Source organism: Arachidicoccus terrestris (assembly GCF_020042345.1).
Taxonomy (GTDB): Bacteria; Bacteroidota; Bacteroidia; order Chitinophagales; family Chitinophagaceae; genus Arachidicoccus; species Arachidicoccus terrestris.
Map to the genome: position 1 here is coordinate 3,691,313 of NZ_CP083387.1, position 22,807 is coordinate 3,714,119.

Here is a 22,807-nt window from a genome sequence, read left to right on the forward strand (position 1 = left end):
TTATTGTAACACGGTCTTTAATATCTGGTAGCTTTTAGCTTCCCGATAGTTTTCCAGATGCAAAGAAAAGAACTGTTGGTAATATTTCAAAAGAGATCGGCGATTTATATTGTTGATTTGTATATCTTTAGCTTCATTTATGGTCATTATTTGCATAAGCCGGCTATTGATAAGCGCCATTTCTCCTTCCAGTGTAAAGCCATGCTGAGGCGCATGGTCTACATATCTGCCTTCCTGCAAATCCAATACAGGGGTTTGATCGCTATACCTTCCGTGAAACCGGAAGCCCAGTATTTTTGCAAGTTGCAGGCTAAAAAGAAGCGGTATATTTAAAATGTCATGGTGCCCATGCTGATCTATATAGATCAGCGCCTCTTCAATCAATTCATAGAGTTGCTGCCCTTCCTCCTGTTCTTTAATCGTATGGAGCACCATTTCTACAATATACGTGACTACAGCGTTTTTGAGGATGTCAAAATAGACTGTTTTGTAAATGTGCGACCATTGATACTCTTTAATATATTGTAAAGTCTTGACCGGATTTTGGTAAACTTCCATTTCCAGCATAGCTGCCGGCTGAAAAAAGCTGATTTTTCCGGCGGCCGTTTTTCCACTGGTGCGAATACCTTTTATCATATAGCTCTGTAGTCCGAAAAGCTCCGTAAACATCGTTACAATAAGGCTGGATTCACCATATTTTACTGTTTTAAGGACGATGGCTTTGCTTTTGTGGGTCATAACGAAGCAAAATTAGGCTTTTTGGCGAAATTCATACCTAAACTTACCATATCTACATGCCGCTTATTTTATAATCAGAAGACTGGCCTTTCGGTGGAATAGAAGCCTGGATAAACTGTCTGATATCCTCGTTACCTTTGATCATACTTTCCTTATCCATATAAATCATATGTCCACACGGATAACCTTTCCATGTGGTACGGGCTTTCAGACTTGGAGAGGTAGTTATCTGCCAGATTGTGTATTTTGTATTGAAGAAATTGCAGATCGAGCCGTCGTAATAACCATTTTGAACCAATAAATGCAAAGAAGGGTTTTCTTCCATGGCTTCTCTTAACTGATCTCCTGTGTGGTTATTGTCTGAATCCCAGGGATAAACATGATCGGATAGTATCCAGTAAGGTACATCTGTTTTAAAATTAAGGTCATTGCGCATATAATCGTTGGCCGCCGGTGCGAATGAGCGAGCCCAGGCCGGAATTTCTGCATTAAAATCCGGACGATCACCGCCGTTCTTCTCATCGATACCTAAATATCTGGAATCTAATCTGCCAATGGTATATCCTTTATCTCTTAGAAGTTCTTTCCAGAAAAGACTGGTTCGGACAGTCAGATTATTTTGATCCCATACCTGTTTAGCTATACCAGTATAGCGCTCCAGCTGGGCTTCTATGTTTTGTTTGTCCTGAGGGTCGATGGAACTGCCTTTGGCGATCGCCGGTAGCAGTTTGTCGAGTGTAAATGATTCAATTTCCGGTAAGATGGCTGTGAGCTTTTGTTGTTGCAGTTCCGCGGGTAACTTTTTAAAATACCAGGCCGTGGCTGCATAATAGGGGATATTCAGCGCTTCGCTGACAGCACCTTGACGATTGATGCCAAGTTCTGTCGGGGATACGAGGATTACGCCATTCAAAAAGACGCCTCTGGAAGGCTCTTGCAAAGCTTTTGAGAGTCCTGAAACCCTGGTTGTTCCGTAGCTTTCGCCGATCAGAAATTTAGGAGACAGCCACCGGTTATTACGGGTCAGAAAAGTCGTGATCCAGTCAGCCAGGTAATTGATATCCTGGTTAACCCCAAAAAATTCACTTCCTTTAGCGTCTTTATCCACTATTCTGGAGTAGCCTGTATTCACGGGATCGACGTAGACAATATCAGTAACGTCCAGAATGCTGTATGGATTTTCTTTAAGCCCATAGGGTTGGACGGCTCTTCCCGCGTTATCCAGGTTCACCCGGACAGGACCGGTATATCCGAGTTCCATCCAAAGAGAAGCTGACCCGGGCCCACCATTAAATGATATACTGATGGGCCGGTTACTCTTGTCTTTTATGCCTTCTCTTTCATAATAGGTATAACCTAGGGTAGCCACGATTTTACCCTCTTTATTCCAGACTGGCTGAGTGCCCTTGTAAACGCTGTAGGTGAAGTGCTGACCTCCTATTGTTGCCTGATGATGGGTCAGAATAGCCGTATCTTTAGGGATATTCATTTGGGCCACGGCAACGGCCGTGAATAACAGGAGGCTGGTTAATAAAGTAGAAAGCTTACGCATTTTGAAACTGGTTAATAATATTGAGTGAATTGAATGACACAACAAATTACATCTAAATTTAAATACCACCCAAATTAAGCACCTGACGACTGAGGAGCTATTTTGACAGATCATCAGAACAAACGACTGTCCGTTATCTAAAAAGCCGCTGTTTTATAGTGTTTGAATCAAAATGGACGCTATCTTTACGGTCCAAAAAATAAAAGAGGTTCTAAGGATAACCGGGATTTGAAGTCAGGTTTCCGTTTGGCCATTAAAAGAAGTAAACGAATTACAAATGAAAGTAATGAAATTCGGGGGCACCAGTGTTGGACAACCTGAACGTATGCACCAGGTAGCTGCTACCGTGACAGAGCAAAAAGAACCTAAAATTGTTGTATTGAGTGCCCTAAGCGGCACCACCAATGCATTGGTTGGTATCAGTGAGGCGCTTTCTACTGGAGATAAAGCGGCTGCCAAGAAAATTATTGACGGTCTTGACAAGCATTACAATACTTTTATTAAGGGGCTCTTAAAAAACAGTGTGCTGCGGGAAAAGGCGAAAGCATCTATTGCAGAACATTTTGAGTTTCTGAACATCATATTAAAGATTTCATTTAGCGATGCTCTGAATAAGGATATCCTGGCTCAGGGGGAACTAATGAGCACTAAGCTATTTTCTATTTATCTGGAAGAGCTGGGGGTGGATCATTTATGGTTGCCGGCACTGGAGTTTATGCGTATTGATGCTAACGAAGAGCCGGACTTAAAAGCAATTAAGGCCGACCTGACACATATTCTGAAAAAGCACCCTAAAGTAGATTTATTTGTCACGCAGGGTTATATCTGCAAGAATGTCAGAGGAGAGGTGGATAACCTGAAAAGAGGCGGCAGCGATTATACAGCTTCTCTGATTGCTTCTGCTATCAAGGCGGATGTCTGTGAGATCTGGACAGACATTGATGGGATGCACAACAATGACCCGCGTATTGTCAGCAAGACCCGGCCTATTGAAGTATTGAGCTTTGAAGAGGCGGCGGAGCTGGCATATTTTGGTGCTAAAATTCTGCATCCGACTTGTATCTGGCCTGCCCAACATGCACATGTGCCGGTCAAGCTGCTCAATACGATGGCACCAAAGGCTAAAGGAACGACCATTCAGGATAATGAGGAAGGCAAAGGAGCAAAGGCAGTGGCGGCCAAAGATGGTATTATTGCCATTAAGATCAAAAGCAGCCGCATGCTTCTGGCCTATGGTTTCTTAAGGAAGGTATTTGAGGTGTTTGAAAAATACAGGACCCCGATTGACATGATTACGACCTCTGAAGTGGCAGTTTCTTTGACTATCGATAGTGACCTGCATTTGAAATCTATCATTAAGGAGCTGGAACCCTTTGGTGCGGTAAGCGTGGATAAGCATCAGGCCATTGTTTCCATTGTGGGCAACAGTATCGTGGAAGAGAAGGAAGTATTGCTGAATATATTTGAAACCATCAGCCATATTCCGGTCCGCATGATCAGTTACGGTGGCAGCCGTCACAATATTTCTTTTTTAGTGCCTGCTGGCAGCAAAAATGAGATGTTGCAGGCCATTAATAAAGGTGTTTTTGGATTATCCTGATAAACTCTGTCTCTATAAGGTCTTCAAAATCGCCATCTTAGTTTATAAAAGATGGCGCTTTTTTTAGATGAATATCCTAACTTCGCGCCCGTTATGGTTGTCGGGCCGCACAGCGGCCCGGTCATTTATTATCCGAAAATCAAGCATTACCCATGCGTTCCATATTACTAAAAGCCATTGTTTTTGGCGCAATATGCCTGGGCATTCAAAACTCCATTCAGGCACAGCAATACAAAGAAAATAAACAAAAACACAAACACAAAGTCCATCTTTCTAACGAAGGCAATTCTGTCGGAAAAAAAGGAGAATTATATCTATCCTGGGGATATAATAAAGAGTGGTATCTACCCAGCAATATTCATATTTATCAACCAAAACTGGGAAATGACTATACCCTTCATAACACGTTGGCTTCTGATCATCCCGGCTGGAATGAGGGCCTGTTTAACAGAGCGCTGACCATACCACAGTATAATTATCGCTTGGGTTATTTCTTTAAAGATAACTGGGCAATTGAAGCAAACTTCGATCATACTAAGTTTGTGGTGGCTGAAAATCAGTTACTCCATGCCAAAGGGATGATGCAGGGACAGCCGGTGGACACATTTATCAATAACCAGTCCGGCTTTATGAAATATCAACTGAATAATGGCGCCAACTTTTTACTGATTAATCTGGTTCATAGAAAACATCTGACCAGCTTCAATAAAGATTGGTTTGATGCCTCTTTATTAGTTAAAGGAGGAGTAGGTATTGTCATTCCACACGTGCAAAACCGGATCGATGGTCATTATAATAAAAAAGGTTTTCAATTCGGTGGCTTTGATATGGGATTTGAAGCCGGTATAAGAGCAACTTTCTTCCGCTACGGCTATCTGGAGTTTACCAATAAGATATTGGGTGCCCAGTATTATAATCTCCGGCTCTATCAGGGGCGTGCCAAACAGTTTATTGCTACTTACGAAATGATCCTTAGTATCGGGGCCAGTATCCCGCTGAAGAAGTAACAATATTTCAATGGATTAATCGTCTTCAATATGAAGTAATCATTTACTTTAGTGTTGAAGACGATTTGTCTTTATGCTAACTGGAGTTGCCTGAGTTCTCTTGAAAAGGCCTAAATTTGTTGAAGCAGGCTGCTTAAGGAAACAGACTGCCGGTATACAAATTCTTTGCGGATGCAGATAAAAAAAGGTAGTGTACGGCCGGTTCGCTGGTGTTATGATTATGAGCTGACGTCCAGAAATCAAAAAAATGATTTTTTGATGTGGACCACCGGCATGTTTCCTTATTTGCTGCATAAGGGTAACGTTCTACTTACCGAAAAAGGACTGAGTTTAACGAATAGTTATGGGGTCATTAAAGATGAGGTGCCTTTTACCCGGATCCAAACCGTGTACCTCGGTTATGATGACCTTTATCCGCCGAGATTGTCTAAGAATTCCGGTACATTCTGGTCACCGCTTAGACTTACTTTAGATAACGGTATGAAAATCTATCTGATCGTTTTTGGCTATTTTGGGATTATGATCAGAACAAAACTGTGGTTTGAAAGTCTGAAAGAATTGTTGTCTTATTGACGATCCCATGGCAGTAGAGAAGCAGTTAGTTTTGTATCGTTATTTGCCAATGCCGATACTCAGCTGAATGCTTGGGCTGACGCCTTTGAAAAAATCATGAAAATAAATGTAGGGCTTAAGCGTTGCGTTCCCGTATTTGACTCCAAAAGCGTTAATGCCAAAAGTATGCTTTTCCAGAAACGCCCCTTTTCTATGAATCAGATAGCCGATAGACAGTGGTAGATATACACCCAGGCCGATGTGGTCTTCCTGGTCGCTATGGTAGGCGTTATAGGTGGCAAACAAAAAATCATTGCGATAGGTCGTGGTTTTGCCTTTTAGATCTTTTCCAAAAAAGAAGTAAGGCGCCCAGTAAAGCCCATAGTTATGGTAGCTGTTTTTTGACTGGAGTGCATAATGGTTCCAGTTTATTCCGACCGCCGCAGATGGAACAAAATAGTTTTTAATATTCTGGATGTCGGCGGACAGTCCTAATGAAAGCACATATTCTACATTCTTTTTTATTGTTACCTTGCCGGCAAAGTGGTTGTCTTTATTCATGTGATATTGACCATATATAAAAGATCTGTAGGAAGGCCGCCTGGCGATGTCTTGGGGTATTGCATGCTCTATACTGTCGATAAATCTGTCGACAATAGTTGCGTTTGCAATTTTGCTGAATTCACTTAAGGAACGCATAGTAAGTATCATGACAGCAGCCCGGTAATGGCCGTTGGAGGAGTCGACTTTAGCAATTGTTATCGAATCAAGGAGGGGCTTTATAATGGCCATTTCCCCATTTTCGATATAATAAGTGGTTTCGCCGGTGGCAGGCTTCTGGTTGATTAAGGTTGTCACACGGCCGTTGTATGAAATGTATTGTAGCTTTTTTACAGTCAGCGGATCCTGCAGGGAATCTTTAAACTGATTATAGGCCTTTTCTACCGCATCAAAAAGCGTTTTGGTGGGCTGTAATAACGTCAGCCCTGACTTCGATCCAGGATAGCTGTTTGATCGCTGGATAAATAGTTTGTTCCCTTTTCCCAGATCCAGCGTATAACCTTGCTGTTTAGGTAGAGATTGTCTGCGATATTGTGGCGGCGTTCCCACAAGACTAATAGGTTCATCCAGATATTGAGCACAGAGAGTGCCGGTTACACTTAACAATAAAAGTGTACTGAGTATAGTTTTTATTTTCATCTTAAGAAGATTTAGATCAATATTTTAACTTTAAAATCGGATTCGAAATGGGGTATTGGAAGAGGTGCCGCTGTTATTGCCCAACTTTTTGTAAACACTTTCCTTGAGTAGGCCATTTCTGTAGAGCTCAGGTTGTGTGGGCGGCAGTGAAGGCACTGTATTGATTTCTGATAAACTCACGACAGGTAATGATTTATCGGAACTGATGTGGGGCGATGTCCGGATGGAATGAACGTCTGCTTTAACAGAAGGCCTGGCGGTTTCATCAGGGATAATATTGACACCATTTAAAGCGTACCGCGCATCTTTACCGCTTGAGAGCGTGTCATGGCGGACAATTGATCTCTCTGTCCCGGTTGGGTGATTTTGATATGTCTTTTGTTGTGCTGCATGCTTCTTGGCATAATACTTTTGATTACCAGCTGCTCTCTTATGCTGTGGAGCAATTGCCTTTTTCTCAGTGCGCTGCTTATCTGCTGTCACAGCTATTTTATCCGTAACAGCCGCTTCAGCGCCGGATGCTGTTGCTTTCGGTGCAGTGCTGTTTGTCTGGGCAGCCGGTTGATCATTGGGTGATGGCCTGACTGCTGTCGTTTGCTGCGGGGGGAAATCATGCTCAGAACTCAGGCGTCCTGTGAAAAAGCCGATTAGCAGCAAAAGCATAGCCGCAACCGTCATTTTCCAGATAAAGAATATTTTCCCTTTCGGTTGTTTTCTGACTGGCTTGTGATATGCAGCTAGCTGACCGGCTAACGCGTGCCATCCCTTCCGGGTGTCATAATCCTGTTCTTGCAGTGCCAGCATCTTGTTTTTCAAAGTGTGGTCTTGCTGGCGGCACTGTTCTTTATGATTGGAGTCCATGACTTTCCATTTTAATGATCATTTGTTGCAATAAGGCTCTTGCCTTACTTAATTGAGACTTCGATGTTCCTTCTTTTATGTTTAGCGTTTCTGCAATCTCTTGATGAGTCATTCCTTCGATGACATAAAGATTAAAGACGATTCTGTATCCGGTAGGAAGGACGGTAATAAGCTGCAGAATCTCTGATGCGGATAATTGGTCCAATGCATTTTCATCATGACTGATGGAATAATCCTCTATTTCTTCTGTCGTTATATAACGCGTACCTCTTAAATGCATCAGGCATTCGTTGACCATAACGCGCCTCAGATATGCACTGATACTGCCTGTGCCCCGATAGTCAAATCGCTCAATCTTTTGAAAGAACTTTAGAAATCCTGACAGCATGACCTCTTCGGCGTCCTGTCCATTGCCTATATATCTTCGGCAAACCGTCATCATAGAAGGAGCGTGCTGGTCAAATAGGGCCTTCTGTGCCCATGCCTGATTCCTTTTACATCCTTGAATGAGTTTCGTTTCTTCCAATTTGGTGAATTTCTATAGATTAAATGCAGTCAGTAACAAAAGGGTTGCCTGGATAGAAACTTATTTATTTTTGCATGGAGAATCTTTTTGGTTTCATACCAATATGCTGGTTGAAAACCCGGGAAAAATGGCTAAGGTTGCTAAATCCCAGATGATAACCTACTTCTGAGACCGATAGCTGCCTTTCGGCGAGCAGCCGGGCGGCTTCTTGTATCCTGAATTGCTGATAGTAACTATATATGCTTTTGCCAAAGACTTGTTTGAAGAGGGTCTTGAGTTTGGAGATGCTCATATTGGCTGAACTGGCTAATGTGGCTAAAGTAGGAGGGGTTGCAAGGTGCGCTAATATATTTTCCCTGATATTGTATATAACTTGGATGTCTGTCCGGTTTAAAGGGTGCAACTGCCTGCCTGATGGCCTGCTTTCTAACTCTATCAACAAACGACATATGAGCTCTTCGGCTTTTACACGGAGAAAAAACAGCCGGAAAGGCTCTTTGACGGGTTCTTTTATGATCTCATCCACGATCTGTAACATGGACGGGTAAACAGTCTGTTCAAACAGCAGTGGTTGATTATTTTCCAGAAGCTGGCTTAAAATGACAGATTGATTTTTGGATACCAACAGGCTGGCAAGATATGCCGCATTGACTTCGATATTGATGGTTGCGGTCTGGGTATGAACAGGTATGATGATATCGGCCTGCACCTTTCTGGTCGCAATCATGACAGACGGCAATTGTGTATTCGCTCTTTTGCTTTCCGGTAATACATGCTGAAACTTGAATAGAATCATTTTGCCCCGGATGTCGGTGTCTGGGTTGGCCAGCACAATCTCCCGGTTAAGTTCATAGTCCATAATAAGCATCCGGATTTGCTCATTGAATGTGAAGCCGGTACAATATCCCTTTCCGTATTCTTGGGGTATATTTATCCGGTTATGTGAGATAGGAACACCTAATGTTTTTGCAAAATCTCGAAGAGCTTCCGGAGTATGTGGATCATAATTTTGCGGCATTTAATGTCTTTTTCGACTATTATTGAACCAAATATAGCTAATTTATCATAAAATGATATTATAATTTTGCATAATTAATGAGATCAATAACAAAAAACGATGCTACTAAGAAATACAAAAGTTGCGATCATTGGCGCGGGACCGGTTGGGTTGACAATGGCCAAATTGTTACAGCAGGGTGGTGCCACAGCTATAGTTTATGAAAGAGATGTAAATGCAGCGGCCAGAATTTGGGGAGGAACCCTTGATCTCCATAAAAAGACAGGTCAGCGGGCTTTGAAGAAAGCAGGGCTGCTGGATCAGTATTTTGCGTTATCTACGGCGATGGGCATAAAATTCGCGGATCAGAGGGGTACTATTTTGGTGACAAAAACGCCTACGGCTGAAAGTCAGTACGATAATCCGGAGATTAACAGAAATGCTTTACGAACGATGTTGCTACAAAGCTTGCTCCCTGGCACAATCCATTGGAACAAGAGATTGACAACGCTTGAAACATCTGATAGAAAGTGGATTCTTGGGTTTCTCGATCATACGCAAGCGGCAGTGGATGTAGTTATTTTGGCGGACGGAGGTCTGTCTAAAATGAGACATTTTGTAACAGAGACCTCGGTAGAGGAAACGGGATCTTTTATTGTTCAGGGAGATGTGTCAAATCCAGAAATTAATTGCCCTGAATTATACCGGCTGTGTGATGAACACAGGCTAATGGTGGCGTATGGTGGATATTTGCTGGTCATAAATCCTTTAAATAATGGAACGATGACTTATGGGCTGGTATTTAAAAAGCCTGCGGAATGGAGCGGCCATCACCCTCTGGATTTTAATAATAGGTTAGCCGTTATCGAATATTTTTCAGAGCAGCTTGACGGTTGGTCAGATTTGTATAAGGGGTTATTTAAGGTCACTGAGAAATTTGTTGTGTTGCCTACCCGGAAATTGCCATTGCATAACACCTGGAAAAGCAACAGGCCGTTGCCGATAACATGTATCGGTGACGCGGCTCACCTAATGCCACCATTCGCCGGTATGGGCGTGAATATAGGTTTATTGGATGCAATGATACTGTCTGAGAATTTAACAGAGCGAAATTTTGCGTCTATAAATGATGCGATCTTTGATTATGAACAGCAGATGTTTGTGTATGCTTCTGCTGCCAGTAAGCAATCCAGTGAAAACGAAATGAAGATGCATGACGCCGGTTTTCAATTTCAGACGTTAATGGAATGATGTTGGATATGTATGGATTTGAAATACTAGAGTGAAATGGCATAAAAAAGCCTCCCGGAAAAAGGAGGCCTTATAATTAGGTGCCCCGGGCGGGACTTGAACCCGCACGACCATTGCTGATCACAGGATTTTAAGTCCTGCGTGTCTACCAATTCCACCACCAGGGCAATCGAAAAAAAATCCCGCGAACTGCGGGATTAAAGAGCGGAAGACCGGGCTCGAACCGGCCACCCCGACCTTGGCAAGGTCGTGCTCTACCAAATGAGCTACTTCCGCTTATAACTGCTTGTTAAAGAACTAATTACCGTGTTTTCTAATTGGATTGCAAAGATAATAACTTATTTCACACCTCCAAATTTTTTTTCAAAATTATTTATACTCCGGTGTATATAAGGTGCTGCTTTGGATTTCAATATCTGGTTTTCCCTGATAACGGTTTGCCCAAAGTTCATAGAATACGGTAAACAATAAAAGGACAAAACCAATCACCTGAACATAAAATAAGAATCTGGAAGAAGAGACTTTATTATAGCTATAGTCCATATTCTTCATTTTCTCCAATTCCTGCTGATATTCATGATTCTCGTGACTCATAATGTTCTATTTAAAATTACTGTGCAAATGTAAGTATAGAAGGGAAAATTCACAATATTATTTTATAAAATCTTCAAACTTTTTTTTGCCTTTAAGAAAATACTGGATAACGATGGATCCGTTATAAACCCCTGATAATGCCTTAGTGGCCTTCCTTTCAGTGTTGTTTGCTCCGTTTTTTATTATACACCATTTATAATAAGCCATATGTGCATTCCAGATGGCCTGAAACGATGTGAAATCTCCACCGATCAAGCATTTTATAGCGAATATACCATCTAATAGCAGCCTGGCGGGTATTTTCCACCACTTTTCCTTTAGCGGTAGATTCCGGGAAAGCATCATCAGACTGTTTCTAAAGTTCAAAAAGGTTTTACGATGCCCTTTTGGCAGCGTCCCTCCTCCAACATGATATACAACTGACTCTGTGCAACAGGCTATTTTATGGCCGGCATTTTGAACGCGCCAGCAAAAATCAATTTCTTCCTGATGTGCAAAGAATGCTCCATAAAGTCCTCCCAACTTTTTATAGATGGCTCCTTTTACAAATAATGAACAGCCAGAGGCCCAGAATATTTTTGTACTTGTATTGTATTGATTACGATCTTTTTCAAGTGTATCAAATAAACGCCCTCTCGCAAAAGGATAGCCTAATGCATCCATCCACCCCCCGGCGGCGCCAGCATACTCAAACTGATCTTTCTGGTTAAAAGATAGAACCTTCGGCTGGCAAACAGCGAGCTGTTTATCGGCTTCCATCAGTTCTATAACAGGATTGATCCAATTAGCAGACACTTCTACATCAGAATTAAGCAGCACAAAATACGCTTCGTTTCGCTTTAGAAGTGCTTGGTTGTATCCTTCTGCAAAACCGTAATTCTGCCCCAGCTTTTCTAATTCAACAGCCGGATAATTAGCTTCTATAAAGGCAATTGAATCATCCGTTGAACCGTTATCGGCGACCACTACCTTATAATTTGGATAAGTAGACGCCAATACTGAGGGTAAGAATTGCTCCAGAAATTTTCTGCCATTAAAATTGAGAATGACGATTGCTACTTGGGGATACTTCATTTTATGAATTCTTTCGGCTACGAAGCTATCATTTTTGCATTAAAACTCGGGATTTACGCCGCAGAAGGCGTTTTATTGTTCAAAAGTGACGGAAAATACGAGCATTTGTGTGCGAAAGCGGTTCATTACATTAGAATATGGATTTTCCGTATCCCGTACATGGCTATTGCCCAGTGTATTAGAGATTTTTATCTGTGGAGAAATTACAGTAAAGGGTAGGTAAAAATTAAAACCGATACCTCCTTCATACCCCCAATCACTCTTTCTGAACAGGGGGGGCGGATTCTGGTCCAATTGCATGGCTTCCTTGTATTCACTGGCGTTGGCGGACAGGTTTATATCGTATTTCACGCCGCCAAACATAAATACCCTAAAATTACGGATCCTGTCAGAGTTCAATTTAAGTTGTAAAGGAACACTGAAAATATTAGCCGGGAGCTTAATGTTTTCAATCGGCTTCTTTTCCGGATGGGCCTCTAGATATTCATCTGTATAATAATAGGACAGATACTTGGATCCTCCCAAGATTAGCTTGGGTATAGTTCTGATTTCCAGTCTGTTGGAAATTCTTTTAGTCACCATAAATCCCAATGCCAATCCACTGCTGCTGTGTGGCTCTATTCTCGAAAAAATGGATTGCTGTTCAAAAGCAGCAGCCCTTGTTGTCTGTAAGTTACTATTATTGTAGCCGATGCTGATCCCAAAATAAAACGGCAGCTGATCATGATTTTCACGGTTCAAACGTGGCTGAGCTGTAGTCAGTCCTGTGATCAGTAGCCCGGCAATAATACTTCCGAGATATTTGGGTCTTAAAATCATGATAATGACGAAATTAATAAAAATTAGGGCAAATATCTTTAAAAAACGCTACTCTCATTAATAAATTATATCTTCTAACTTTAAAGTAGTTTTGAAATTGTAGTTTTGCAAAAATTTTGGCCGATGAGTGAAGAATTAGAACAAAACCTGATCGACGCACAGTTTGAGCTGTTGCTTCACGATAAAGATGCCGCTAAACTCCAGGATTTTTTGAATGAACAAGGAATTAGCGACGTTGTGGCCTTAATTGACCGGTATCCTGATAATGAAGCAGCTATCATAGCTAATATGGCTGTGCACAGAGCGTCCAGAGTGTTTAAATTACTGGATATCTCCACCCAGAAATCTGTAATAAAGGAACTCCCTCCCTTTAAAACAGCAGAATTGCTAAATCAGCTCTCCCCGGATGACCGTACAGACTTTTTAGAAGAATTACCTAAAAGCGCCCTCAGAGATCTGATAAAGTTGCTTAACCCGGAGGAAGTAAAGATTACGCTCAGAATGCTGGGCTACCCCGAAGATAGTGTCGGGCGTCTAATGACACCTGACTATATCTATGTTTACGAGACGGATACCGTGGCCGAGGCTTTTAGGATTATCCGAAAAAACGGAAAGAACTCAGAAACCATCGATGTAATTTATGTGATCAACAAGAAGGGAGAACTGGTGGATGATTTCAGGATCAGGGATTTAATTCTAGCTTCGTCTGATATGAAAATCAGCGAGTTAATGGATGGTAGGATTATCGCGTTGAATGTTACAGATGATCAGGAAAAGGCTGGGCATATTTTCCGAATGAATAACAGAGTCGCCTTGCCGGTCGTGGATGATAACAATATTCTGCTAGGTATTGTCACTATCGATGATATCCTTTGGGTGACCAATGAAGAGTATAGCGAGGACATGCAGAAAATGGGGGGTACTGAAGCGTTGGATGAACCATACCTGGATACGCCTTTTTTTAAATTAATCCGAAAAAGGGCGCCTTGGCTGATTATACTGTTTCTTAGTGAGATGCTGACAACAACTGCCATGACGCATTATTCAGAGGAAATCCAGCAGGCAACGGTATTGGCATTATTTATTCCTTTGATTATGTCTAGTGGAGGGAATAGCGGTTCTCAGGCATCCACACTGATTATTCAGGCGATGGCAGTTGGAGAGGTCACTATTAAGGATTGGTGGCGTATCATGCGTAGGGAAATCTTAAGCGGCTTAACCCTGGGGCTTATATTAGGGATAATTGGGTTTTGTAGAATATCCCTGTGGGAACTATTCCATAATCTTGGATTCATGGATTTTTCCTATGGTGATCATTGGCTGTTGATTGCCTTTACCGTAGGATTTGCCTTGGTCGGGATTATTCTATGGGGATCTTTAACCGGGTCCATGCTTCCGATTCTATTGAAACGTCTGGGTGCTGACCCTGCGGCTTCTTCTGCGCCGTTTGTGGCCACATTGGTGGACGTAACAGGTATTATTATTTATTTTGCGACGGCTTATTTTGTTATGGGGCAGCTCATCCAGAGTGGTGCACTGAATATGACTCCGTGATGTAGAAATAAGAAAAACTTTTTTGGGATTTCACATTGAAACCTATATTTTTGCAGCCGTTAAATGGCTCGGTAGCTCAGCTGGATAGAGCAACTGCCTTCTAAGCAGTAGGCCATTGGTTCGAATCCAATCCGGGTCACTTCATAAGAGACAATTACTTTAATGTAGTTGTCTCTTTTTAATTCTCGAGGATTTGGGAACAGTATCATTTATCAGCCGTCCCTTGCAGTAGATTGCTATTGAACGATTTTAATTGTGATCGCTTTTCCATTAGCCACTCCGCTGATCAGTTCACTATTATATTGGATGGTATAGGTCCCTGCTTTTTCTATTTTATAGCCTTTTTTAAGGTTGAAATTAACGGATTCACTTTGCCCTGGAGCAACAGCATGATAGGTCGCAGCAGGAGGTGGCATCACACGTTTAGCCATCGGCCCCAGATATTGGGCTTCATTCCCCTCGCTGTCTTTAACGATCAGGAATTTACTGAGAAAGCCTTCAAAAGGAGTATGATAGGTTGTAAACTTTAAAGTATCTTTGGTCGGATTGGTTACGGTAAACTTAATGATCAAACTGTCTCTAAGGTTAGGTGCCATAGTCCTACAATCCAGTGTCGCATAAAGGGAAGTATCTACAATTACAGCATTTTCTACAGCAGTTTCTGCCAGAGAATCTGAGTTAGATGACTGGGTATTGTCTGCTTGCTGACATTGTATTGCAGTTATGGCTACTGTTAAGCTCAGCACCACCGGGACGATCTTTTTAATCATAATGACGTTGTTTTATTTAGGACAAAAATAGTCAATTGCTTCATAACCAACGGAATATTTAACTTATTTAATATACGTGATTTTTACTAACTTAGTTGAAGATTTGTCTGATACAAGTTCCGTGAAGAGAATCCAGGCCCTTATCTATAGATATTTAAAGATGAATGAAAAGGGCATGTTTTGTGGCTGTATTGGCAAACTGATGTTTTTGTTTTGCAGTTTGTCTCATTGATTACTAAGTTAGGGGCCCATAGTATACGTGAATTGGCATCAGAAATTATATATATTAGAACAATGAATCCGAAAAAGACCACAGTATGCTCCTTTATATTTGCAGCTATGTCTGCCTAACCTATAATGTTAAAAGGTAAGGCTTCGCTTGCACTTTGTTTCAACTTTACTATCATTCAAAACTTGATTCCGTTATGAGAAAAAATGCCTCCTTATCCCGGTTTATTTATTTTCTCGTTATACTAAAAATTCTTATCCCCTATCTCTTACAGAGTCATTATTATGAACCGCATAGAGATGAATTACTATACCTGGCAGAAGGTCATCATCTGGCGTGGGGATTTATGGAAGTGCCGCCTGTATTGTCCATATTCGCGTTTTTGACAAATCTCTTTGGCGGTAGCATATTTTGGATAAAACTTTGGCCATCATTATTCGGCGCAGCAACGTTTTTAGTCGCAGGTAAGATCGTTCAGTCTTTAGGAGGTGGAAAATTTGCTATTTTCCTTCTTTTCTTGCCTTTTATTTTTGGGGTTTATCTCCGGTTATTTTTTCTTTTTCAACCCAATACACCGGAGGTTTTTTTTGTAACGCTGATGTTCTATAGCTTGATCCGTTTCAGTCAAGTCAAAAAAAATAAGTGGCTGTACGTATTTGGCATTAGTGTTGGACTGGGAATGATGAGCAAATACTCGGTGGGTGTTTTTACCCTCAGCGCTGTTATTGGACTTCTCTTAACCCCGCATAGGAGCATTTTTCTAAATCGTCACTTTTGGATCGCCTCGCTGATTTCTCTGCTTATTGTTTTTCCCAATATTATTTGGCAGTTTACCCATGGATTGCCCATTGTACATCACATGGAGTTGCTAAACAAATATCAATTGCAGTATGTCAAACCATCGGGTTTTTTAATGGATCAGCTCCTGATGAATCTTCCTTGTTTATATATCTGGATTGTGGGGCTTGCTTATGTTTTATTCAGCAGGGAGGGGAAAAAATATCGTTTTGCCGGGTTCGCGTTTTTATTTGTTTTAATCATATTATTAATATTACACGGAAAGAATTATTACACACTGGGTGCTTTTCCTATGTTGTTCGCATTTGGCGCCTATGCGATTGAACAATTGACGCTAAAGCGTTACAGGATGAGCCGATATATCATGGTGGCGTTTTCTGTGATTATTGGGGTTATTTTAATACCTATAATGCTACCTGTCTGGAAGCCGTCTAAACTCGCCACTTATTATCAAAGAGTCGATGCTGGAAAAGCGGGGGTATTGCGTTGGGAAGATCTGCAAAATCATCCTTTGCCACAAGACTTTGCAGATATGCTCGGCTGGAAGGAGATGGCCGGGAAAGTATCCAGGGCGTATAATCTATTGGATACAGAAGAAAAAAGCAGTACCATTCTTTTTTGCGATAATTATGGTCAGGCTGGTGCAGTGGATTATTACAGAAAGCAGTTTCATTTGCCCGAGCCGCTAAGTGATAATGCCAGTTTTTTAAATTGGATACCCGATAGCCTGGCGTTTAATCTGGAAAATGTTGTACTCGTCACTGACGATAAGGGAGAAATGGATCATCCGTTTGTTTTGGAATGTAAACAGGCTATTTTGGTGGATAGTATTACAAATCCTTATGCAAAAGAGCGTGGCAGCCTTATTATTTTGTTTAAAGGTATCAATGATAATTTTAAAAAGATGGTGAAAGGTAAAATTGAAAAGGACAAATCTATATTTAAGTAGTGCCGGAGATATCTTTGACAGATCATTGTGGAAATAAATCCGGCGTGTCTTTGATTTATGGCTATTTGGAAATACGCGGATTCTATTAAATGACCTCCGGATTTGCAATGTTGGTGGGGGTATTTTTAATGAAATTAATGACATTCTCAAAGGCTTTGGCGAAATACAACTCGTAACTGTTTTTCTCAACATACCCGATATGAGGTGTACATATAACATTCTCCATCTTAAGGAGAGGATAATCTTTATTGTAAATTGGCTCTGCTTCATAGACATCGACGCCCACGTTGATCTTTTTTCCACTGGCAAGTATTTTGGACAGGGCGTTGGTTTCGATAAGTTCTGCTCTTGAAGTATTAATAAATGCTGCATTTTCTTTCATTTCCATCAAGTCCAGTTCTGTGACAACGCCTCGTGTGCTTTCGTTCAACCGCAAGTGCAAGGTTAGGATGTCAGCGGTCCTGAAAAAAGCCAATTTTGACTCCGCCTGCTCGAAACCGTCTTCTACTGCTTTAAGCCTTGAAGCCTGGCTACCCCAGACCAAAACGCGGGCGCCGAATGCCTTGGCATACTGTGCTATTGTTTTACCTATTTTCCCATATCCCCAGATACCTATCGTTTGCCCGTAGATTCGACCACCAATATTGGTTTGCCACTGACCCTCTTTCATGCCTTGAATGGCTTGCGGGATCTTTCTGACCGTATTCATAATGAGTGCCCAGGTGAGCTCTGCTGGTGCAACAGGGGACCCAATCCCTTCTGCTACGGCAACACCGTACTGGGTACAATCGGCCAGGTTAATGTGGTTAGATATTTTTCCTGTTTGGCTGATCAACTTGAGCTTGGGCAGCAGCGAAAGCAAGTCCGCATTTATTGGCGTCCTTTCCCGGGTTAACACGATAATCTCCGCGTCTTTGAGCAATGTAGATAATTTGATGGGATCCTTTTCGGACTGATGCAGGACCTTTACATTCTGCCCCGTTAGCATTTCGAAGCAATTAAGGGCCTCTATAATATTTTGATAATCGTCTAATATAGTGATGTTCATGTTATAAACGTGATTATAGATAAAACGAGGTATTTCTATAATTACAAATGTACATGGAAAAGTGGAGCGGATATCATTCTAAATATATAACGATTCTATATTGAGGGCCGGCTAGGCGTGTTGCTGCAGACTAAACAATGATTTTCCCGCATTACGGAGCATTGAGCTGAAAAATAATCTGATTGGATACGTCAGAAGGATTTTAACCCTCAATATCCTTCGTTTTAGTTTATTTTTGCGCAATAAACATAATATTTTATGCGTCCTATACAAATGGTCGATTTAAAGACCCAATATCATAGATTAAAGCCCCAAATCGATAAAGCCGTTATAGAGGTACTGGAAAGTGCAGCTTTTATTGGTGGCCAACCTATAGCAGAATTCTCAAGTAAATTAGCTAATTATTTGAATGTGAAGCATGTTATACCCTGCGCCAACGGTACAGATGCCTTACAGATTGCCCTAATGGCTCTTGACCTGCAACCGGGTGATGAAGTTATTACGCCGTCATTTACTTTTATTGCTACAACGGAAGTGGTTGCATTATTGAAGATAAAACCGGTTTTTGTTGACGTTGACAGAGATACCTTCTGTATGGATATCGATTCTGTTAAAAAGGCGATCACACCCAGAACCAAAGCAATTGTGCCTGTACATTTGTATGGTCAGGCGGCGGACATGGAGGCTTTAATGGAGCTTGCGAACGCACATAACATCACAGTGATTGAAGATAATGCCCAGGCGATCGGATGTGATTATACGTTTAATGATGGTCGTGTTAAGAAGGCTGGCACTATCGGCCATATAGGAACCACCTCATTTTTCCCTTCCAAGAATCTGGGCGCCTATGGAGACGGGGGCGCTATTTTTACGGATAATGATGCATTGGCTAATAAGATGCGCATTATAGCTTCACATGGCTCATCCAAAAGGTACTATCATGAAACGGTAGGAGTGAACTCCCGACTGGATACTATCCAGGCGGCCATTCTAGGTATCAAGCTGCCGCATTTGGATGAATATATTGATGCCCGTAATAAAGCCGCAGCATTTTACGATAAGGCATTTGCGGGACACCCGAAGATCAAGACACCCGGCAGGAGCAAAAAATCCAATCATGTTTTTCATCAATATACATTGGTCTTAGAGGATGTGGACCGGAACGGTCTGCAGGCGTATTTGTCAGAAAACCAGATTCCTGCTATGATTTACTATCCGGTACCGGGACATCGTCAGGAAATGTTCGCGGCGTTTAAGACTGAATATGATCTGCCGGTAACAGATTACCTGACGACCAGAGTCATATCCCTGCCTATTCATACCGAGCTTGATGAGGAGCAGCTGGCACACATTACCAAACATGTTCTGGAATTCTGTAACAGATAAACTTTATAATTATTTTGAGTGCATTACCAACAATAATCGTCACAGGGAAAAATGGTCAGTTAGGCAGTGAGCTGCTGGCCCTTCATATGTCCTATCCCGGGTATAGGTTTGTTTTCCTGGATAGAAATCAATTAGATTTTGCGTCACTGAAGGAGCTGAAAGCCTTGTTTGAAACATATCGGCCCGACTTTTTTATCAATGCCGCTGCGTATACGGCGGTTGATAAAGCAGAAACTGATAAGAAGTTGGCGATGGAGGTAAATGGAGAAGCTGTTGGCAAAATTGCAAAGGCCTGCTATGAGAATGGCACCAGGTTGATCCATATTTCTACTGATTATGTTTTTGATGGACAGGCCAAGAGCCCTTATCAGCCCGACCATTGTACTTCTCCCGTTAATTTCTACGGAGAAAGCAAACTAAAAGGGGAGCAGCTGGCAATGGCGGGTAATAAGGCAACCATTATAATCCGGACTGCCTGGGTTTACAGTGCCTACGGACATAATTTTGTCAAAACCATGCTCCGTTTGATGAGTGAACGCCCGTCAATAGGGGTTGTAAGTGATCAATTTGGAGCGCCTACCTATGCCAGAGATCTTGCAGTTGCTATCATGACGATTATAGAACAAGGTGCTCAGCGCACGGGTATTTACCATTTTAGCAATGCAGGTAAGATTTCCTGGTATGATTTTGCCTGCGCGATCAGAGACAAAACGGGACTGAGCTGCCAGATTAACCCTATTACAACGGCGGATTTTCCGACACCTGCAAAAAGGCCGGCTTATTCTGTTTTAGATACGAGTAGCTTGAATAGGGATTATGGGGTTCAGCCCAGGGGCTGGCAGGATGCTTTACAGGAATGTTTAGGCTATTTGCAACGTATTTAGGTGAATGGCGAATAAAAATAAGGCAATCAGGATTGTTGATGACAAAAACTGATTGCCTTATTTTATCTTTGGAGTTCTGTTTATGTCTATTTGCCGAATTTCTTTTTTAGCAAAGAGAGTGCGTCTCCCATCGCCATATTAGAAAGATCCTGAGCTGGCTTCTTTTCCGTACGGGCCCTGTCTCTTTCTTTCCTGCTATTTCCGGCCGGAGTAATGTTTCCATCAGCCTGGCGGATAGACAAGCCAATACGTTTACGCTGAATGTCGACCTCCATTACTTTAACCTTAACCTTGTCATTTAATTTGACAACTTCGCTGGGGTCGGTAATATATCTGTTGGCCAGTTCAGAAACATGCACCAAGCCATCTTGTTTTACTCCGATATCAATAAAAACGCCAAAGCGCGTGATATTCGTAACGATCCCCGGAACGACCATACCTATATGCACATCTTCAATTTTATAGATGTTCGCATATTCAAATTGTTCTATTTCGCTTCTGGGATCTAATCCCGGTTTTTTCAATTCACTTAAGACGTCTTTAATCGTATGCTCCCCGAAAGCATCTGTGATGTATTTTTTGGGATCTATCAATTGGATCAATTTTTCATTACCTACCAACTCCCCAACAGATAGCTGCAGATCTTTCGCCATCGTTTCAACCAGTGGATAAGCTTCAGGGTGCACTGCACTTTCATCCAGCGGGTTTTCCCCTTTTTTGATTCGCATAAATCCGGCACATTGTTCAAAAGCTTTGCCACCCAATCTAGGTACTTCCAAGAGTTGTTTTCTCGTAGAAAACCGGCCTATCTCCGTACGGTGGCGAATGATATTTTCTGCAAGGGACGGGCCAATACCACTTACATAACTTAATAAGTGTTTACTGGCAGTATTAAGGTTGACTCCGACTGCATTAACACAACTTACTACTGTCTGATCCAGCTTTTCTTTTAAACGGAACTGATTGACGTCATGCTGATATTGGCCGACACCAATGCTTTTAGGATCGATCTTCACCAGCTCCGCCAGCGGGTCCATTAATCTTCTGCCGATGCTGACTGCTCCTCTGATGGTCAGGTCCTGGTCAGGAAACTCTTCTCTGGCTATTTCGGAGGCTGAATAGATGGACGCACCGTCTTCGTTGACCAGAAATACCGGCAGGCCGAGGTTCAGAGATCTGATGAATTGATCTGTTTCGCGGCCCGCAGTGCCATCACCGATAGCAAAGACCTGAATATTGTGCCGTTGTACTAACAACCTGATCGTATTTTCTGCTTCTGTCAGGCGGTGGTTTTTTTCATGTACGTAGATGAGATCTGTAGTAATAAGATCGCCTTTTTCATCGAGAACAACCACTTTGCAACCCGTTCTATAGCCTGGGTCGATAGCCAGCATTTTTTTGCTGCCAAGCGGGGAGGACAATAAGAGCTGTCTCAGGTTTTCCGCGAAAACCGTAATAGCTTCTTCATCGGCCTGCTGTTTCAACTGGGTCCTGAATTCAGTTTCCAGGCTTGGCTGCAGTAATCGGCGATACGTATCACGAAGGGCTTTTTTTACCTGTTCGCTGGCAGGTGTGCCATTGGGCTTATAATACTTATCCTCAAGTTTAGCAAGCGCCATTTCTTCAGAGGGACTGATGGACATTCTTAAAAAGCCTTCTAAAAACCCGCGCAATACTGCCAAAATCCGGTGAGACGGTATTTTTGAGATCAGCTCGGAAAACTCAAAATAGTCCTTGAATTTAGCGCCCTCTTCCTCTTTACCTGCAATAACAGTACTTTCCAGCATCGCATCGTTCTCAAATAAACGGCGTATTTCCGCTCTGGTCTCCGCATCCTCATTAATCATTTCAGAGATAATATCACGGGCGCCTTGTAGTGCCTGATCTGCTGTGGTAATCTTTTCGTTTAAATATTTTTCAGCTTCCGCTGTTAGGTCGATATCTGTTTGTTCAAAGACCAAAAGGCCAAGAGGTTCCAGTCCGGCTTCTCTGGCTGCCTGGGCTTTCGTCTTGCGTTTCGGTTTGAAGGGCAAATATATATCTTCAATTTCTGCAAGCGTAACGGCTTTGGAAAGTTTATCCTGGATTACTTCGGTCATTTTTCCTTGTTCAGTAATAGCATTTTCAACAAAGGTCTTGCGTTCAGTAAACTCCTTTAAAAATTTAGCTTCATCCTGGATGAGTTGAATCTGAACCTCATCCAATGCGCCGGTTTTATCCTTTCTATAACGTGCGATAAAAGGTATCGTACTGCCTTCCTGTAGCAGTGTTAGGACCGACTCAACTTGTCCCGGGCGCAGATTTAATTTAGACGCAATGGGTTGTGCGAATTCCAGCATATTCTATGTATTTTTTCTGTAATAGGGGAGCGAAAGTAAAATAATTCTGGTGAAATCCATTTTTTTGGATACAGATTAG

The 22,807-nt window shown here is 42.0% G+C and carries 20 protein-coding genes and 3 tRNA genes; 9 read left to right on the forward strand and 14 right to left on the reverse strand.

Translation table 11 applies throughout. The annotated features are described in order from the left end of the window. Positions 1-738 (reverse strand): DNA repair protein RecO, encoded by a 738-nt coding sequence (gene recO / locus K9M52_RS14340; protein WP_224069123.1) that lies wholly within the window; start codon positions 736-738, stop codon positions 1-3. 52 nt (positions 739-790) lie between these two features. Continuing rightward, positions 791-2,290, reverse strand: a complete 1,500-nt coding sequence (locus K9M52_RS14345; RefSeq protein WP_224069124.1) for a S10 family peptidase — start codon at positions 2,288-2,290, stop codon at positions 791-793. A 277-nt stretch (positions 2,291-2,567) separates the two neighbouring features. Here K9M52_RS14345 and K9M52_RS14350 point away from each other — a divergent pair, with 277 nt between their 5' ends. The 3 genes from K9M52_RS14350 to K9M52_RS14360 all read left to right on the forward strand — a co-directional run bounded on the left by K9M52_RS14350 (position 2,568) and on the right by K9M52_RS14360 (position 5,470). Continuing rightward, entirely contained in the window at positions 2,568-3,890 is a 1,323-nt protein-coding gene (locus K9M52_RS14350) for an aspartate kinase (RefSeq protein ID WP_224069125.1), read from the forward strand. A gap of 152 nt (positions 3,891-4,042) precedes the next feature. Next, positions 4,043-4,897 carry a hypothetical protein gene (locus K9M52_RS14355; protein ID WP_224069126.1) on the forward strand — a complete coding sequence of 285 codons (855 nt, stop codon included), beginning with the start codon at positions 4,043-4,045 and terminating at the stop codon, positions 4,895-4,897. Between the two features lie 171 nt (positions 4,898-5,068). Further along, the gene (locus tag K9M52_RS14360) at positions 5,069-5,470 is read left to right on the forward strand and encodes a hypothetical protein (RefSeq protein WP_224069127.1); all 402 of its coding nucleotides are present in this window, start codon (positions 5,069-5,071) and stop codon (positions 5,468-5,470) included. A gap of 39 nt (positions 5,471-5,509) precedes the next feature. Here the strand turns inward: K9M52_RS14360 and K9M52_RS14365 are convergent, their stop codons facing one another. The 4 genes from K9M52_RS14365 to K9M52_RS14380 all read right to left on the reverse strand — a co-directional run bounded on the left by K9M52_RS14365 (position 5,510) and on the right by K9M52_RS14380 (position 9,054). Beyond that, positions 5,510-6,649, reverse strand: a complete 1,140-nt coding sequence (locus K9M52_RS14365; protein ID WP_224069128.1) for a hypothetical protein — start codon at positions 6,647-6,649, stop codon at positions 5,510-5,512. A 30-nt stretch (positions 6,650-6,679) separates the two neighbouring features. Further along, on the reverse strand, positions 6,680-7,510 hold the full coding sequence (locus K9M52_RS14370) for a hypothetical protein (protein ID WP_224069129.1): 831 nt from the start codon (positions 7,508-7,510) through the stop codon (positions 6,680-6,682). Then, the gene (locus tag K9M52_RS14375; protein ID WP_224069130.1) at positions 7,494-8,036 is read right to left on the reverse strand and encodes an RNA polymerase sigma factor; all 543 of its coding nucleotides are present in this window, start codon (positions 8,034-8,036) and stop codon (positions 7,494-7,496) included. Before K9M52_RS14375 ends, K9M52_RS14370 begins: the two co-directional genes overlap by 17 nt. Before the next feature lie 64 nt (positions 8,037-8,100). After that, positions 8,101-9,054: a helix-turn-helix transcriptional regulator gene (locus K9M52_RS14380; RefSeq protein WP_224069131.1), complete on the reverse strand. Its 954-nt coding sequence runs from the start codon at positions 9,052-9,054 to the stop codon at positions 8,101-8,103. Positions 9,055-9,153: 99 nt separating this feature from the next. Between K9M52_RS14380 and K9M52_RS14385 the strand changes: the two genes are divergently transcribed. Beyond that, a complete protein-coding gene (locus K9M52_RS14385) occupies positions 9,154-10,284 on the forward strand; it encodes an FAD-dependent oxidoreductase (RefSeq protein WP_224069132.1) in 1,131 nt (376 codons plus the stop codon). Between the two features lie 81 nt (positions 10,285-10,365). Here K9M52_RS14385 and K9M52_RS14390 read toward each other — a convergent pair. The 5 genes from K9M52_RS14390 to porT form a co-directional block, all read right to left on the reverse strand. Then, positions 10,366-10,451 (reverse strand) — tRNA-Leu (locus K9M52_RS14390). Positions 10,452-10,487: 36 nt separating this feature from the next. Then, positions 10,488-10,560 (reverse strand) — tRNA-Gly (locus K9M52_RS14395). A gap of 93 nt (positions 10,561-10,653) precedes the next feature. Then, on the reverse strand, positions 10,654-10,878 hold the full coding sequence (locus K9M52_RS14400) for a hypothetical protein (RefSeq protein ID WP_224069133.1): 225 nt from the start codon (positions 10,876-10,878) through the stop codon (positions 10,654-10,656). Between the two features lie 57 nt (positions 10,879-10,935). Next, the gene (locus tag K9M52_RS14405; protein WP_224069134.1) at positions 10,936-11,952 is read right to left on the reverse strand and encodes a glycosyltransferase family 2 protein; all 1,017 of its coding nucleotides are present in this window, start codon (positions 11,950-11,952) and stop codon (positions 10,936-10,938) included. 72 nt (positions 11,953-12,024) lie between these two features. Continuing rightward, entirely contained in the window at positions 12,025-12,771 is a 747-nt protein-coding gene (porT, locus tag K9M52_RS14410) for a type IX secretion/gliding motility protein PorT/SprT (RefSeq protein ID WP_224069135.1), read from the reverse strand. 123 nt (positions 12,772-12,894) lie between these two features. On the opposite strand from porT, the gene mgtE reads away from it, so the two are divergent. Both mgtE and K9M52_RS14420 read left to right on the forward strand, forming a co-directional pair. After that, positions 12,895-14,325: a magnesium transporter gene (gene mgtE / locus K9M52_RS14415; RefSeq protein ID WP_224069136.1), complete on the forward strand. Its 1,431-nt coding sequence runs from the start codon at positions 12,895-12,897 to the stop codon at positions 14,323-14,325. 65 nt (positions 14,326-14,390) lie between these two features. Further along, positions 14,391-14,464, forward strand: a tRNA-Arg gene (locus K9M52_RS14420). Between the two features lie 97 nt (positions 14,465-14,561). Here the strand turns inward: K9M52_RS14420 and K9M52_RS14425 are convergent. Further along, positions 14,562-15,095, reverse strand: a complete 534-nt coding sequence (locus K9M52_RS14425; protein WP_224069137.1) for a hypothetical protein — start codon at positions 15,093-15,095, stop codon at positions 14,562-14,564. 425 nt (positions 15,096-15,520) lie between these two features. Between K9M52_RS14425 and K9M52_RS14430 the strand changes: the two genes are divergently transcribed. After that, positions 15,521-17,071 carry a glycosyltransferase family 39 protein gene (locus K9M52_RS14430; RefSeq protein WP_224069138.1) on the forward strand — a complete coding sequence of 517 codons (1,551 nt, stop codon included), beginning with the start codon at positions 15,521-15,523 and terminating at the stop codon, positions 17,069-17,071. An 85-nt stretch (positions 17,072-17,156) separates the two neighbouring features. Here K9M52_RS14430 and K9M52_RS14435 read toward each other — a convergent pair whose 3' ends face one another. After that, positions 17,157-18,119, reverse strand: a complete 963-nt coding sequence (locus K9M52_RS14435; RefSeq protein ID WP_224069139.1) for a D-2-hydroxyacid dehydrogenase family protein — start codon at positions 18,117-18,119, stop codon at positions 17,157-17,159. Positions 18,120-18,377: 258 nt separating this feature from the next. Between K9M52_RS14435 and K9M52_RS14440 the strand changes: the two genes are divergently transcribed. Both K9M52_RS14440 and rfbD read left to right on the forward strand, forming a co-directional pair. Continuing rightward, positions 18,378-19,505 carry a DegT/DnrJ/EryC1/StrS family aminotransferase gene (locus K9M52_RS14440; RefSeq protein WP_224069140.1) on the forward strand — a complete coding sequence of 376 codons (1,128 nt, stop codon included), beginning with the start codon at positions 18,378-18,380 and terminating at the stop codon, positions 19,503-19,505. A 14-nt stretch (positions 19,506-19,519) separates the two neighbouring features. Continuing rightward, positions 19,520-20,389, forward strand: a complete 870-nt coding sequence (gene rfbD / locus K9M52_RS14445; RefSeq protein ID WP_224069141.1) for a dTDP-4-dehydrorhamnose reductase — start codon at positions 19,520-19,522, stop codon at positions 20,387-20,389. An 86-nt stretch (positions 20,390-20,475) separates the two neighbouring features. On the opposite strand, the gene K9M52_RS14450 is transcribed toward rfbD, so the two are convergent. Next, on the reverse strand, positions 20,476-22,728 hold the full coding sequence (locus tag K9M52_RS14450; protein ID WP_224069142.1) for a Tex family protein: 2,253 nt from the start codon (positions 22,726-22,728) through the stop codon (positions 20,476-20,478). Positions 22,729-22,807: the final 79 nt, after the last annotated feature.